The following is a 13,413-nucleotide window of genomic DNA, read 5'->3' as shown; positions in this document are numbered from 1 at the left end:
GCCGTCAGTCGAAGTGCTGGAACCTCGGCCAGAGCTCGCGCCACGAGCCCCGGGGATCCCGGCAGATCCGGACCGGCAGTCCCTGCTCCTCGTTGTCGACACCGACCCCGTTGTCGAGGCGCCCAGCGACCACACAGGACGCGAAGCGCGCCGCGAGGTACGCGTCGGAGAAGCCGCCGACCACGACCACCGTACGGGCCGACTCCGGGGGCGGCCCCTGCCGGTACAGCTCGTTCTGGCCGCTGTACGCCCTGGGCAGCCCGTAGCCGCGGCCGTACCGGTCGAGGGCGCCGGCCTCGCCGTAGTTGCCGGTGACGATGACCGCGCCGGCCCGCTCGTCGGGCGGCAGCATCCGGTGGACGTCGGCGACCTGGCGCACGTACGCCGGCCAGCCGATCTGGTCGGCGACGGTCTGGTTGGCAGCCGGGATCGGGGTCTGCGCGAGTACCGGCAGCGGCAGCACCGGTATCGCCATGACCGCCGACAACACGGCGTTGGCGCCGACCACCGCGACCGTGCCCACCCACCGGCGCGGTCCCCCCGCGGCCAGCCACCGGGCCGTCGCCACACTGCCCACGGCGTACAGCGCCAGCAGCAGCCCGACCGTGTAGTACGGCTGCCCGGCGAGGGCGAACAGCAGGACGCACATCAGCGGGTACGCGACACCGAGCGCCCGCACCGCCCGCAGCGCCGGGTTGCGCAGCAGCGACACCAGGCCGGCGACCCAGACCGGCACCAGCAGCGGTCCGAGCAGGATGAGCTGGAACGGCACCAGGGTGATCCGCGCCTCGTCGCCCTTGTTTCGCCGCAGGGCCTCCGCCATCGCCAGCTGCGGCCAGTCGTGGGTGGCCTGGTAGACGAGGTTCGGCGCGCCGATGACGAGGGCGAGCGCGACGCCCGCCCACAGCCAGCCCGACCGCAGGACCCGGCGGGGGCCGGCCAGCAGCAGGCCGCCGGCCAGCCCGAGCAGCAGCAGTACGACCAGGTGCTTGTTGTACAGGCCGACCCCCACCACGGTGCCGGCCGCCAGCCACCAGCGCGGCGCGTCCCGGTGCAGCGCCCGGATCACGAAGAGGATCAGCACCGACCAGATGACCAGGTCCACCGTCGAGGTCAGCAGCACGTGCCCGGAGATCAGCGGGAACACCGACAGCACCCCGGCGGCCGCGAGCACCTGTGCGGTCCGCCCGCCGCCCAGTTCCCGGGCGATCAGCGCGACGACGAAGACGGTCGCCACCACGCTCAGCAGGCAGGGCACCCGCAGGGCCCACACCGAGTCGCCGAGGACGGCGGTGGCGATCCGGGCCAGCAGCGGCGTCAGCGGCGGCTGGTCGACGTACCCCCACGCGAGGTGCCGGCCGAGCTGCCGGAAGTACAGCTCGTCGCGGTGGTAGTCGTACCGGCCGGAGGTCGCGGCCAGCAGCGCGGCGATCCCGGCGGCCAGTACCGCCACCGGCCGCCAGGCGAACGGCGGTGGCTCGTCACCGGCGACGGCGACCGGGACGGCCGGCTCGACAGATTCGGTTCGTGACGCTGTCGACCCGGCCATCCCCGTACCTCAGCCTGTTCGTTTGATGAAGTGTTCGAATGCCCGCAGGTTGTCCAGCGGCTCGCCACGCTTGACGCGCCACTCCCACTCGCGCCGGATCGCGGTGCCGAACCCGATCTCGAGCATCGGATCGAAGCTCTCGTCCGCGTACGTGAGCACCGAACCTAGCAGCCGGTCGAGCTCCTCGGTGGTGATCGCCGGCAACGACACCCGACCGGTCAGATAGATGTCGCCCACATCGTCAATGGCGAACGCCACGCCGTACATCCGGGCGTTGCGCTTCAACAGCCAGGCCCACAGCTGCTCGCGGTTCTCGTCCGGCTGGCGCATCACGAACGCCTCGACGCGCAGCGAGTGCTCGCCCACGATCAGGTTGCAGTTCGTCTTCAGCTTGTGCGCGCCGGGCAGCGTCACCACGAACGAGTGGTCGCCGGTGCGCTCCACCGGGACCTCGCGCTCGGCGCACACCGCTTCGATCAGCGCGCTCACGCGCTCCTGCTCGTCGCTCACGTCTCCCCCTCGACCGCCGTCCGCGCCTGGTACCCGATCGGCACCGGTCACGAACATGCCCCCGTGGACACCGCGGCGCGGCGGGCGCGGTGCTCGCCCAGCGCCTCCCGGTACACCGCGAGCAGGCCGCAGGCCGTGCGGTTCCAGGAGAAGTTGCGGGCGTGGGCCGCCGCACCACCGGCGAGCCGGTCCCGCTCGCCGGGGGCGCGCAGCAGGCCCCCGATCACAGTCGCCCAGTCGGCCGGGTCGTGGCCGTCCACCAGTACGCCGGAGACTCCGTCGCGCACCGCCGTCACCAGCCCGCCGACCGCCGCGGCGACCACCGGCGTACCGCACGCCTGCGCCTCCAGCGCCACCAGGCCGAAGGACTCGTTGAAGCTCGGCACGGCGACCAGGTCGGCGGCCCGGTACAGCTCGGCGAGCGCGTCACCGGGCTGCGGCGGCAGGAACCGGACGGAGTCGGAGATGCCCAGGTCGGCGGCGAGTTCGATCAGGGCTTCCGGCCGTTGCAGGCCGGTGCCGCTCGGGCCGCCGCAGACCGCGACGACCAGCTTCCGCGCCGTCTCGGGGTCACGGGCGCGCAGCTCGGCGACCGCACGCAGCAGCACGTCGGGGGCCTTGAGTGGCTGGATACGCCCGACGAACGCCACCACGTACGCGTCCGGGGGCAGGTCGAACCGGCGCCGGGCGGCGAGCCTGGCCGCCTCCGCACCGCCGGCCGGCGGCGGGCAGAACCGGTCGAGGTCGACACCCGGCTCGACCACGGCGACCCGGCCGAGGTCCGCGCCGTACAGGTCGACCAGCTCCCGGGCCTCGGTCGGGGTGTTGGCGACCAGCCGGTCGGCCTCGGCCACCACCTGTTCCTCACCGATCACCCGCGCCTTCGGCTCGGGGGTGTCACCGGCGGCGAGCAGCCGGTTCTTGACCTTCGCGAGGGTATGGGCGGTATGCACGAACGGCACGCCCCAGCGGTCCTTGGCCAGCCAACCGACCTGTCCGGACAGCCAGTAGTGCGAGTGGACCAGCTCGTACCAGCCCGGCGCGCGGGCCGCCTCGGCGCGCAGCACCCCGGTGGTGAACGCGCACAGCTGGGCCGGCAGCTCCTCCTTGTCCAGCCCCTCGAACGGGCCCGAGATCACGTGACGGACGAGGACGCCGGGCGCCATCTCGACGACCGGCGGCAGGTCACTCGACGTGGCGCGGGTGAAGATCTCGACCTCGACACCGGCCTGGGCCAGCCGCTTGGACACCTCGACGATGTAGACGTTCATACCGCCCGCGTCGCCGGTGCCGGGCTGGTGGAGCGGCGAGGTGTGCACCGAGAGGGTCGCCACCCGCCGGGGCAGGTCCGAGCGGGTGGAACGGCGGCAGGGACCAAAATTGTGCAGCGAATCCACTCGCGCCACCGGTACTCCTTCTGTCGCCGCCGCGCCCCCGCGCGGCGGTCGCCGTTGCACGCGCCCGTCAACACAACACACCGGGCGCACTCCATCTTCCCAGGAGCCGCGGCGCCGTCTTCCGGTGTACCCCCGGTGGGGGCGAAGATGCCCGGAGCGGGAGGATCGAACCATGTCACAGAAGATCGCCGTAGTCACCGGGGCATCCAGCGGGATCGGCGCCGCCACCGCCCGGCGGCTGGCCGCTGAGGGCTTCCACGTCGTCGCCGCCGCACGGCGCGCCGACCGCCTGGACGCGCTGGTGAAGGAGATCACTGACGCGGGCGGATCGGCGACCGCGGTCGCGGTCGACCTCACCGACGACGCCCGGGTGGCCGCCCTGGCGGAGACCGTCGCCGGCCTGCCCGGGCCGCTGGAGCTGCTGGTCAACAACGCCGGCGGGGCGCGGGGCGGTGACTACGTCGAGGACGCCGACCTCGCCGACTGGCAGTGGATGTACGAGGTGAACGTCCTCGGCACGGTACGTGTGACCAAGGCCCTCCTGCCCGCGCTGGAGGCGTCGGGGGCGGGCACCATCGTCATCGTCAGCTCCACCGCCGGGCTCATCGTGTACGAGGGCGGCGGCGGGTACACGGCCGCCAAGCACGCCGAGACCGCGGTCGCCGAGACGCTGCGCCTGGAGCTGTGCGGCCGGCCGGTACGCGTCGTCGAAATCGACCCCGGCATGGTGAAGACTGACGAGTTCGCGCTGGTCCGCTTCGGTGGGGACGCCGACAAGGCGGCGGCGGTCTACCGTGGCGTACCTCACCCGCTGGTCGCCGACGACATCGCCGAGTGCGTAGCGTGGACGGCCACCCTGCCCCACCACGTCAACGTGGACCGGCTGGTGGTCCGCCCGCTCGCCCAGGCAGCCCAGCACAAGGTGCACCGGGTGGAGTGATGGCGCCACGGGCACCGCGCCGCGCGGGGACCGGGGCCGGCAGGCCGCCGGTGGCGCTGGGAGCCATCACCCGCGGTACCACCAACCCCAACCGGCTGCGCCGGGTGGACAACTGGATCGCCGCGCGGCTCGGTGGCCTGCTGCGCGGCGCGGACGACCCGCTGGTGGTGGACCTCGGGTACGGGGCGAGCCCGGTCACGACGGTCGAGCTGCGCTCCCGGCTCGCCCGGATACGGCCCGACGTGCGGGTCGTCGGGCTGGAGATCGACCCGGCCCGGGTGGCAGCCGCCGCACCGGCCGCCGATCCGCCGTCGCTGGAGTTCCGGCGCGGCGGCTTCGAACTGGCCGGCCTGCGACCGGTGCTGGTACGCGCGATGAACGTTCTTCGCCAGTACGACGAGTCCGAGGTGGACTCCGCCTGGGCCACGGTGTGGCGCCGGCTCGCGCCGGACGGGGTGCTGGTCGAGGGTACCTGCGACGAGCTGGGACGGCTGGCCTCCTGGGTGACGCTGGACGCGGCCGGCCCGCGCAGCCTGACCCTGGCCGCCGCGCTGTCCACCTTGGACACACCGGCCACGCTGGCCGAACGGCTGCCCAAGGCGCTCATCCACCACAACGTGCCCGGTGCGCCGATTCACGGCCTGATCAGCGCGCTGGACGACGCCTGGCGGGCCAACGCCGGGTACGCGTCGTTCGGGCCGCGCCAGCGATGGCGCCGCAGCGTCGAGGCGGTACGCGCGGCCGGCTGGCCGGTGCTGGACCGGCCGGGCCGCTGGCGGCTGGGCGAGGTGACCGTGCCCTGGTCCGCCGTCGCACCCCGCCCCTTGCCATGATCACGGAAACTTTTCCGGGCCCCGAGCCGGAAAAGTTTCCGTGATCACGAAATGTGGGGCGTCAGAGGGTGCAGTTGACCAGTACCGGCTCGGGGCGCAACACCACGCCGAACCGGTCGCGTACCCCGTCCCGGATCTCGCGGGCCAGTTCCAGCAGCGCGGCGGTCGTGCCGGTACCGCGGTTGGTCAGCGCCAGCGTGTGCTTGGTGGAGATGCCCACACCGGAGCCGTCGTGACCGTACCCGCGGGAGAACCCGGCGTGCTGGATCAGCCAGGCGGCGCTCACCTTGACCGAGCCGTCCGCTTCGGACCAGGCCGGCGGCTCCGCCCCGGCCCGCGCGCACAGCGCCGCGTACTCCGCCGCCGGCAGTACCGGGTTGGTGAAGAACGAGCCCGCTGAGTTGGTGTCCGGGTCGGCCGGGTCGAGCACCATGCCCTTGCCGGCCCGAAGCGCGAGCACCACCTCGCGTACCCGCCCCAGCTCGGCCGGCTCCCCCGGCGCCACTCCGAGGGAACGGGCCAGTTCGGCGTACCGGACGGGCATCGACCGGGTCGACACGGCGAGCGAGAAGTCCACCGACAGCACGACGTAGCGCGGGTTGTGTTTGAAAACACTGGTGCGGTACCCGAAGCCGCACTCCCGCGGGCTCATCGTGCGGGTTTCGCCGGTACGGCGGTCGTAGACCCGTACCGCCGCGATCGTCTCGGTGACCTCCTGCCCGTACGCCCCGACGTTCTGCACCGGCGTGGCGCCGGCCGACCCGGGGATGCCGGACAGGCACTCCAGCCCGGCCAACCCTTCCGCCACGGTGAAGGCGACCAGTTCGTCCCATTCCTGGCCCGCTTCGACGCGTACCGTCGCCCGGTCACCGTCGCGGCGCACGCTGAACCCGCGGTTCCGCAGGAGCACGACCGTGCCCGGGTATCCCTCGTCGGCGACGACCACATTGCTGCCACCGGCGAGCACGAATGCAGATATGGCGGCATCATCGGAGGTGGGTTCGCTCGGGTCCACCTTCCGGAGAGCGGCGACGATCTCGTCGGCGCTCGACGCCTCGACCAGCTCGGCGGCGGGGCCGCCCAGCCGCAACGTGGTGTGCGAATCAAGCATGACGCGATGGGTACGTTCCGGCACGTGGTTCACCCTAGGCTGGAGTCGGCGGGACATCCCACCGGCGCGGCCGTTTGATGGTGGGGAAGGATGGGGATGAGCAAGCCGCACTTCAACAAGGAGTTCTGGGTGGCCGGCCTTCGGGCCGAGAGTACCGCGTTCCGCGCGGCTGTCGGCCAGGACGGTGCGCTCGCGCTGCCGGTCCCGAGCTGCCCTGATTGGACCGTCGAGGACCTGGTCCGCCACCTGGCGGGCGTCTACCGCACGGTGACCGCACACGTCAGCCGAGGTGTGACCACCCGGCCGGAGGCTTGCGACCATACCGACGGTCCCACCGGGGTCGACCTGCTGACCTGGTGGGACGAGCAGTACACGACCCTGCTCAAGACCCTGGACTGGATCGACCCGGCCCTGCCGGCGTGGAACTGGGCCCCGCAGCCCAAACGGGCCGAGTTCTGGCACCGCCGGATGGCCCACGAGACCGCCGTCCACCGGTGGGACGCCCAGATGGCCGTCGGCCTCAGCGAGCCCGTCGAGGCCAAGCTCGCCGCCGACGGCATCACCGAGGTGCTCGACACCTGGCTGCCGTCGGGTAACCGGCGGGGCCCCCTCGACCGGCATGGTGTCGTCGCGCTGCGGGCGGCCGACGTGGCGGGAGCGTGGGAAGTGCGGCTGCGCGGCGACGGGATCGCGCTGCTGGACAACGACACCCTCCTCGACCACGACCGGCACCACGAACGCGTGGTCGCCACCGGTACGGCCAGCGACCTCCTGCTGGCCCTCCACGGGCGGGTGCCGTTCGACGTGCTCGACGTCGCCGGCGACGGGACGCTACTGGAGGCCCTGCGGGTCGGCTGAGCACCGGCGGACGAGCGCCGGCCCATGGAGGGCCGGCACCGCACCGCGGTCGGTCAGCGGCCGGCCACGGTCGGTCAGCCGAACAGGTCGGCGGCCACCTCCTCGGCGACGGCCCGGGTGGCGTCGTCGAAGAGCACCAGCCGCACGTCGGCCGGGGCCGAGGGCGCCGTACGGATGGCGTCCAGCGCCTGCACCACGGCGTCCCGCTTCGGCCACCCGTACACCCCGGCGGAGATCAGCGGAAACGCCACCGAGCCGACCCCCAGCTCGGTGGCCACCCGCAGGGAGTTGGTGTAGCACGCGCGCAGCAGCGGTGTCCGGTCGACCGCACGGTCCCAGACCGGGCCGACGGTGTGGATCACCCACCGGGCCGGCAACCGGCCCGCCGTGGTGGCGACCGCCTCACCGGTCGGCAGGCCCCGGCCGTACCGGCTCGCCCGCAGCGCCCGGCACTCCGCCAGGATCGCAGGGCCCCCCTGGCGGTGGATCGCGCCGTCCACGCCGCCACCGCCGAGCAGCGACGAGTTGGCCGCGTTGACCACCGCGTCGACCTCCTGCACCGTGATGTCCCCGGTGACCAGGGTGGGGCGCCTACTCATGGGGTTGTCCCAGGACCCGCCGGGTCAGGAGGGTGGCGCCGGCCACCGCGCCGGGCATCACCAGCACCGCGACGAACGGCACCAGAAAGACCACGAACACGGGTACGCCGAAGCCCAGCGTCAGCGCCCGGTTGGCGCGCAGCAGCCGGCGCCGGTCGTGAAGCCGCATCCCGCGCCGGTTGAACGGCACGCCGGAGATCTCCACCGCGAGCAACCAGCCGCCGATGACGGCGCCGAGGACGGGTACGACCGTCTGGCCGAGAAGCGGGACGAACCCGAGGACGAACAGCACGATACTCACCGACAGTGACAGCAGCAGCAGGCGCAGCGAGTCGGCCAGGTTCCACCCGAGGGTGCGGTACCACGCCGCCTCGACCTCGGCGGCACCGCCGAACCGGTCGTCCACCCGCTTCGAGATCGCCTCGTAGAACGGGTCACCGATGGTGAGGGTCAGCGTGGTGAAAGTGATCACCGCCAGGATGACCCCGACGGCCACGACCATGAACCCGGCGAGTGCCCGGACGGCCGTGCGCGCGCTCTCCGCCCAGGCGTCGGCGAACCAGGTGAGGACCCCGGCGATGTCGCCGGCGAAGTAGATCAGCGTGGCCAGCGCGGCCAGCACGACCAGGAACGAGATGACCGCCGGAACGAGGCCCAGCAGCAGGAGGCGCGGGCTGCGCCCGACCAGACCGATGCCCCGGAAGAGCAGGCCGGTACCGGTGAAGAACTCCGACACGGCGTTGCGTTGACGCACGGTGGTTACCACGGCGGCAGCCTAACCGGTCGGTTGTTGCGATCCCTCCCGTCGGCCGGCGGCCGGACGGGCGCGGTCGGCCGACGTCGTCAGGTACCACCCGATGCCGTTCTTGCTGATCAGGTACGTCGTGATCAGGACGGCCGTGAAGTCAGTCATCCAGGAAAGGTCAGTCATTCAGGAAACCCGCGATGCGTTCCCGCAGATCGGCCCGGTCGGTCCAGATCACGCCGGGCCGGTCGTACACGTGCAGGGTGGCGTCCGGCAGCGCGGCCGCCAGTTCCTCGGCGACCTCGACCGGGTGCAACTCGTCGCCACGACAGGCGAGCACGAGGGTGGATGCCGTCACCCGGCGCAGCGCGGTACGGTCCGCGATCGCCACCTGTTCGGGCAACTCGGCCAGCCCTTCGGCTAGGCCGTCGCGCATGAGCTGGTCCAGCCGCTGCCGCAGGTACGCCCACACGGCCGGGGTGTTGCGTAACTGCGGGGGCGCCTCCAGGGAGACGATCTCGGCCACCGCTGCCGCGTCCCCGGCCTCGACCGCGGCCAGCAGCCGGGCCAGCCGGCCGTCGGCGCCCCGGGGCCGCCGCCGGTCGAGCACCGCGGGCAGGAAGAAGACGGCCTTGTCGAAGCGGCTCGGGTTGTCTGCCAGGAGCCGGCACAGCGCGCCGGCGCCGAGGCTGACGCCGAGCGCCCGGGTGGCGCCGAACAGATCGGCGACCGCCCGCAGGTCGCGGGAAAGGTCGAGATAGCTCCAGCGGCCCGCCGGGGCGGCCGACCGGCCGTGCCCGCGGAACTGGAAGAAGATCCGGCGACCGTGTACACCGCTACCCAGTGGCCGGGTCTCGGCGATACCGGCGGCCAGCCCGTGCGCGAACACGGTGACCGGCAGACCGGAGCCGGTGGTCAGGCACTCCAGGTCGACCCCGTGCGGGGTGGCGACCAGTTCGGTCGGCGGCGCGGGCAGCGTCGGCCGGCCGGTCTGCGGACCACGGTTGGCCGGCGGTCGGTACCGGTCGGGGCGGCCGTCGGGCGGTGGCGGCCAGCGGAAGTCCATTACCAGGATCCGCGGCCGTCGATCACGTCACGCAGGGCCGGCCGGACGTCGAGCAGATAGACCGCGGCGATGGTGATCGCGATCAGGCCGAGGATGAACGTGGGCCCGCCGAGCAGGGTCACCAGGATCGACCCGCCGAGCATCGCGAGCCACGCGCCCTTGGGCAGGGTGCTGATCGCCCCGAAGGCGTCAGGGCGCTGGAGCAGGCAGTGCCCGAACGCCCACACCTCGATGAGCAGGGCGAACACCAGAAGCAGCAGATTCACCCAGGCGATGACGTGGTTGAAGAAGATCGGTGCGGCGAGGGCCATACGTTGAGCTTAAGCGCGATCCCCGGTACCGCGTCGGCGGTACCGGGGATCACCGGACGTGTCCTGCGCAACGTCGCCCATGGCGGCCGTGACCGGGTCGCCGCAGCGGCCGGCGACCGTGGACGGATCGACTACTTGGCGGCCGTGGCCTTGTTCGCCGCGGCGCGGGTGCGCTTGGTCGGCTTCACCGGCGCCGACGGAAGCGGAGCCTGGGCGTCCTCGGCGTGCTCAGCGATGAGGGCCTCGGCCTCGGCCTTCGCCTCCACCTTCTCGGCGTCCTTGAACTCGGCCTTGGCCGTGGCGAGCTGCGCCTTTGCCTGCTCGGTACGGGCACCGGCGACGATCCGCTCACCGCGGGCCACCAGCTCGTCGTACACGGCCACGGCCTGCTTCTGCGCCACCTGCGCACCGGCGATGAAGACCTGGGCGTTGCGTAGTGCGCCGTCGCGCAGCTTGTCGAGATCGGCACGCAGATTGCGCTCCGCGACACGCTCGGAGACGGCGTCGGTGACGACCGGGCGCAGCTCGGCGACGCGTACCCGCAGCTCGGCGACGCGCTCCGGCAGTCGGCGCAGCTGCTCGTACGCCAGTTCACCGGCGCCGGCGGCGGCGTACAGCGGGTTGGGGATCTTCCTGGGTTCGGTCTTGGCGGTCATGCTCACTCCTCGGTTCCTTCGTTCGCGTCTGTCGCCGCGGAGCCCTCCGCGCCGGGCGTCTCGGCGGGCGGTTCGGATCGGTTGGTGCGTGGCTGCCGCTTGGCGGCGGTCTTCCGCGGCTTGCCAGCCGTGGCGCCGACCTCGTCGGTGTCGCCGCCGGTGGCCGAGCCGGTCGGCGTGGCGGCCCTGCGGGTCGTGCCGCTGCCGGCGGCCCGGCGCGGCGGCGCGGCGGAGGCCGTTCTCCGCCGGGCCGAGTTGAGCTTTGCCGGTCGCTGCTCGGCCGCGCCGGATCCCGCACCCTTATGCGTACCCTCGTCCGCCTGCTCACCAAACGTGACGGATTCCTCGCCCGCGCCGGTGGAGCTGCGCAGGTTCTCGCGGCGGAACGTCTCGTAGATCTGGGTCAGGGACTGCTTCTGCGCGATGCTCAGGTCCGGATCCGCGGCGATCGCGGCCAGCACGCCCTGCCCGCCGCTCGCGTCGAGCAGGCCGGCGCGCAGGTACATCATCGGCGTCGACACCCGCAGCGCGTGGGCCAGTTGGGCCAGGACCTCCGCGCTCGGCTTGCGTAACCCGCGCTCGATCTGGCTGAGGTACGGGTTGCTCACCCCGGCCTGCTCGGCGAGCTGGCGGAGGGAGATCTGCGCGTTGCGGCGCAGGTCGCGGATGAACCCACCGATGTCGCGCGGCAGGTCACGTGGTGCGGTCACGATTCGACCGTACGCCGCCCTGCTTGCATCTGCAAGCGAAGTGCTTGCTCTAGCTAGCGTGACTCCCGGCACACGCCCATTCCATCGCGCGCGCGTTCCAGGCGCATTACGACGCCGTATCCGGCCGTCGCCGGGCGTCGATCCGAGCCACCGCTGGGCCGGACCGGCACCCGGAAGGCCCTACCAGACCGAACGCACCGAACCGACCCGCCCGCCGCCGCCGAGCACCGGCGCCTCGGCGTACTCGTCCAGCACCTCGCCGGCCAGGCCGAGGCGGCGCAGGGCCGACACGAGTACCGGCAACCGGGCGCGCATCGCGCCGTCGTCCACCTTGACGGCCACCGCACCCACCCCGGGTACCGCGACCGCCTGCACCCCCTCCGCTCCCCCCTTGGACAGCAGGCCCGGCACGCCGCGCATCAGTCGGGTGTCCTCGCCCAGGGTCCCGGAGACCAGTTCCGGGTGGGCGCGCATGGCGTCGGCGACCCGACGCTCGACGGTCCCCGGCGCAGCCGACACCAGCCGCAGAAAGGCGCCGGCGAGTCCGCGCAGCGACAGCGCGAAGATGGGCGCGCCGCAGCCGTCCACCCCGATGTCGGCGACGGTCTCACCGGCCAGGTCCTCGACCGCGTCGCGCAGGCGCCGCTGCAACGGGTGCTCGGGCGACCGGTAGCCGTCGTACGGCCAGCCGTTGGCCGCGCACGTCAGCAACATGCTCGCGTGCTTGCCGGAGCAGTTCATCAGGATCGGCTCCCGGCCGCCGCCGGCCCGGATCACGTCGTCGCGGGCCGACTCCGACAGCGGGTAGTCCGGCGGCGTCCGCAACTGCGACTCGTCGATGCCGCCCGCGGCGAGCATCGCGCGTACCCGGGCCACGTGAAACGGCTCACCCTGGTGACTGGCGCACGCCAGCGCCAGGTCGGCGTCGTCGGCCAGGGCGAGCCCGGCGCGCAGCATGCCGACGGCCTGCAACGGCTTGTTCGACGAGCGCGGAAAGATCGGTCCGGTCACGTCCCCGGCCCAGGCCGAGACCTCCCCGTCCGGCCCGAGGACGACGACCGAACCGTAGTGACGGCCCTCGACGAAACCGGAGCGGACCACCTCGGCGAGCACCTCACCGCCGGCATACAAATCGCTCATGCCGCCACCTCGCTGCGCTCGCCGCCGGCATGAGACTCCACCGCACTGAGCCCAATGATTCGCTCGCTTCGCTCGCTCATGCCGCCACCTCGCTGCGCTCGCCGCCGGCATGAGACTCCACCGCACCGAGCTCCATGATTCGCTCGCTCATGCCCTGATCCCCAGCAGCGTGCGGGCCTCGCTGACCGGCATCGGCGGGCGCTGGGCCAGCCGGGCGAACCCGGCCGCGCGGGCCACCAGTTGCGCGTTGCTCTCCACCGGCTGGCCCTTCGCGTACGTCACCGTGTCCTCCATGCCCACCCGCAGGTGACCGCCGGCCGACAGCGACGCCAGCAGCACCGGCAGGGTGCTGCGGCCGATGCCGGTGGCCGAGAACGTGGTCCCCTCGGGCAGGTCGCGCAGCGCCTGCTTGAACGCGACCAGCGCCTCCGTCGTACCCGGTGCGCCGCCCGGCACCCCGAGCACGAAGTCGACGTGTACGTGCCCGCCGAAGGGCAGCCCGTGCTTGTCGAGCAGGCGCGCCAGCGACGTCAGGTGACCGAGATCGAAGATCTCGTACTCGGGCACGATGCCCCGGTCCCGCATTGTCTCGTGCAGGGCGACGATGAACTCCCACCGGTTGAGGAAGACGTCGTCGCCGAAGTTGACCGTGCCCATCGTGCAGGACGCCATGTCGGGCTCGGCGTCGAGCACGCGCAGCCGGTCGGACTCCGGGTCGGTGACCGCCCCGCCGCTGGACAGCTGCACGATCAGCCCCGTCTCGGCGCGCAGCGCGGCGACGGTGTCCCGCAACCGGCCCGGGTCGAGCGTGGGCCGGGCGTCGGCGTCACGGATGTGTACGTGGATGATGCTCGCCCCGACCGCCTCGCACTCCTTGGCGGTAGCGACCAGTTCGTCCAGGGTCACCGGCAGCACCGGCACGTCGGTCTTGCTCGACTCGGCTCCGGTCGGCGCGACCGTGATCAACGTCGTTGTCGTCACGCCGAGC

16 protein-coding genes are annotated in these 13,413 nt (G+C 72.7%); 3 read left to right on the top strand and 13 right to left on the bottom strand.

The genetic code is table 11. The features are described from left to right. Positions 1-4: 4 nt before the first annotated feature. Genes ACNTMW_RS26840 through mshA form a run of 3 tightly spaced genes read right to left on the bottom strand, consistent with a single transcriptional unit; the run spans position 5 to position 3,456 of the window. On the bottom strand, positions 5-1,549 hold the full coding sequence (locus ACNTMW_RS26840; protein ID WP_426636620.1) for a glycosyltransferase family 39 protein: 1,545 nt from the start codon (positions 1,547-1,549) through the stop codon (positions 5-7). Between the two features lie 9 nt (positions 1,550-1,558). Beyond that, positions 1,559-2,059 (bottom strand): type III secretion system chaperone family protein, encoded by a 501-nt coding sequence (locus tag ACNTMW_RS26835; RefSeq protein WP_426636619.1) that lies wholly within the window; start codon positions 2,057-2,059, stop codon positions 1,559-1,561. Between the two features lie 47 nt (positions 2,060-2,106). Next, positions 2,107-3,456: a D-inositol-3-phosphate glycosyltransferase gene (gene mshA / locus ACNTMW_RS26830; protein WP_426636656.1), complete on the bottom strand. Its 1,350-nt coding sequence runs from the start codon at positions 3,454-3,456 to the stop codon at positions 2,107-2,109. Between the two features lie 172 nt (positions 3,457-3,628). Here mshA and ACNTMW_RS26825 point away from each other — a divergent pair, with 172 nt between their 5' ends. Continuing rightward, positions 3,629-4,396 (top strand): SDR family oxidoreductase, encoded by a 768-nt coding sequence (locus ACNTMW_RS26825; protein WP_426636618.1) that lies wholly within the window; start codon positions 3,629-3,631, stop codon positions 4,394-4,396. Next, positions 4,396-5,229: a class I SAM-dependent methyltransferase gene (locus ACNTMW_RS26820; protein ID WP_426636617.1), complete on the top strand. Its 834-nt coding sequence runs from the start codon at positions 4,396-4,398 to the stop codon at positions 5,227-5,229. Before ACNTMW_RS26825 ends, ACNTMW_RS26820 begins: the two co-directional genes overlap by 1 nt. Positions 5,230-5,290: 61 nt before the next feature. On the opposite strand, the gene ACNTMW_RS26815 is transcribed toward ACNTMW_RS26820, so the two are convergent. After that, positions 5,291-6,373, bottom strand: coding sequence for a UDP-N-acetylmuramate dehydrogenase (locus ACNTMW_RS26815; RefSeq protein ID WP_426636616.1), 1,083 nt, complete (start codon positions 6,371-6,373; stop codon positions 5,291-5,293). 63 nt (positions 6,374-6,436) lie between these two features. Between ACNTMW_RS26815 and ACNTMW_RS26810 the strand changes: the two genes are divergently transcribed. After that, a complete protein-coding gene (locus ACNTMW_RS26810) occupies positions 6,437-7,198 on the top strand; it encodes a maleylpyruvate isomerase family mycothiol-dependent enzyme (RefSeq protein ID WP_426636615.1) in 762 nt (253 codons plus the stop codon). Between the two features lie 74 nt (positions 7,199-7,272). Here the strand turns inward: ACNTMW_RS26810 and ACNTMW_RS26805 are convergent, their stop codons facing one another. From ACNTMW_RS26805 to ACNTMW_RS26765, 9 genes are all read right to left on the bottom strand, one after another. Beyond that, on the bottom strand, positions 7,273-7,797 hold the full coding sequence (locus ACNTMW_RS26805) for an O-acetyl-ADP-ribose deacetylase (protein WP_426636614.1): 525 nt from the start codon (positions 7,795-7,797) through the stop codon (positions 7,273-7,275). Beyond that, a complete protein-coding gene (locus tag ACNTMW_RS26800; RefSeq protein WP_426636613.1) occupies positions 7,790-8,563 on the bottom strand; it encodes an EI24 domain-containing protein in 774 nt (257 codons plus the stop codon). Before ACNTMW_RS26800 ends, ACNTMW_RS26805 begins: the two co-directional genes overlap by 8 nt. Positions 8,564-8,572: 9 nt before the next feature. Then, positions 8,573-8,710, bottom strand: coding sequence for a hypothetical protein (locus ACNTMW_RS26795; RefSeq protein WP_426636612.1), 138 nt, complete (start codon positions 8,708-8,710; stop codon positions 8,573-8,575). Between the two features lie 10 nt (positions 8,711-8,720). Further along, positions 8,721-9,608 (bottom strand): alpha/beta fold hydrolase, encoded by an 888-nt coding sequence (locus tag ACNTMW_RS26790; RefSeq protein WP_426636611.1) that lies wholly within the window; start codon positions 9,606-9,608, stop codon positions 8,721-8,723. Beyond that, entirely contained in the window at positions 9,608-9,919 is a 312-nt protein-coding gene (locus tag ACNTMW_RS26785; RefSeq protein WP_426636610.1) for a DUF2516 family protein, read from the bottom strand. Before ACNTMW_RS26785 ends, ACNTMW_RS26790 begins: the two co-directional genes overlap by 1 nt. A gap of 131 nt (positions 9,920-10,050) precedes the next feature. Next, a complete protein-coding gene (locus ACNTMW_RS26780; RefSeq protein WP_426636609.1) occupies positions 10,051-10,575 on the bottom strand; it encodes a hypothetical protein in 525 nt (174 codons plus the stop codon). Positions 10,576-10,577: 2 nt separating this feature from the next. Further along, positions 10,578-11,285, bottom strand: coding sequence for a helix-turn-helix domain-containing protein (locus ACNTMW_RS26775; protein ID WP_426636608.1), 708 nt, complete (start codon positions 11,283-11,285; stop codon positions 10,578-10,580). A 180-nt stretch (positions 11,286-11,465) separates the two neighbouring features. Further along, a complete protein-coding gene (locus ACNTMW_RS26770; protein WP_426636607.1) occupies positions 11,466-12,425 on the bottom strand; it encodes an asparaginase in 960 nt (319 codons plus the stop codon). A 147-nt stretch (positions 12,426-12,572) separates the two neighbouring features. Further along, entirely contained in the window at positions 12,573-13,406 is an 834-nt protein-coding gene (locus tag ACNTMW_RS26765; RefSeq protein ID WP_426636605.1) for a beta-keto acid cleavage family enzyme, read from the bottom strand. Positions 13,407-13,413: the final 7 nt, after the last annotated feature.

Source organism: Planosporangium spinosum, from assembly GCF_049999945.1.
Classification (GTDB): Bacteria; Actinomycetota; Actinomycetes; order Mycobacteriales; family Micromonosporaceae; genus Planosporangium; species Planosporangium spinosum.
The sequence above is the reverse complement of the archived record's forward strand: the minus strand, read 5'-3'. Positions and strand labels throughout refer to the sequence as shown.

Coding starts and splice junctions, on each gene's coding strand:
- ACNTMW_RS26840 (WP_426636620.1), bottom strand. CDS start 1,549: ATGGCCGGGTCGACAGCGTCACGAACCGAATCTGTCGAGCCGGCCGTC.
- ACNTMW_RS26825 (WP_426636618.1), top strand. CDS start 3,629: ATGTCACAGAAGATCGCCGTAGTCACCGGGGCATCCAGCGGGATCGGC.
- ACNTMW_RS26820 (WP_426636617.1), top strand. CDS start 4,396: ATGGCGCCACGGGCACCGCGCCGCGCGGGGACCGGGGCCGGCAGGCCG.
- ACNTMW_RS26810 (WP_426636615.1), top strand. CDS start 6,437: ATGAGCAAGCCGCACTTCAACAAGGAGTTCTGGGTGGCCGGCCTTCGG.
- ACNTMW_RS26805 (WP_426636614.1), bottom strand. CDS start 7,797: ATGAGTAGGCGCCCCACCCTGGTCACCGGGGACATCACGGTGCAGGAG.
- ACNTMW_RS26795 (WP_426636612.1), bottom strand. CDS start 8,710: ATGACTGACTTCACGGCCGTCCTGATCACGACGTACCTGATCAGCAAG.
- ACNTMW_RS26790 (WP_426636611.1), bottom strand. CDS start 9,608: ATGGACTTCCGCTGGCCGCCACCGCCCGACGGCCGCCCCGACCGGTAC.
- ACNTMW_RS26785 (WP_426636610.1), bottom strand. CDS start 9,919: ATGGCCCTCGCCGCACCGATCTTCTTCAACCACGTCATCGCCTGGGTG.
- ACNTMW_RS26780 (WP_426636609.1), bottom strand. CDS start 10,575: ATGACCGCCAAGACCGAACCCAGGAAGATCCCCAACCCGCTGTACGCC.
- ACNTMW_RS26770 (WP_426636607.1), bottom strand. CDS start 12,425: ATGAGCGATTTGTATGCCGGCGGTGAGGTGCTCGCCGAGGTGGTCCGC.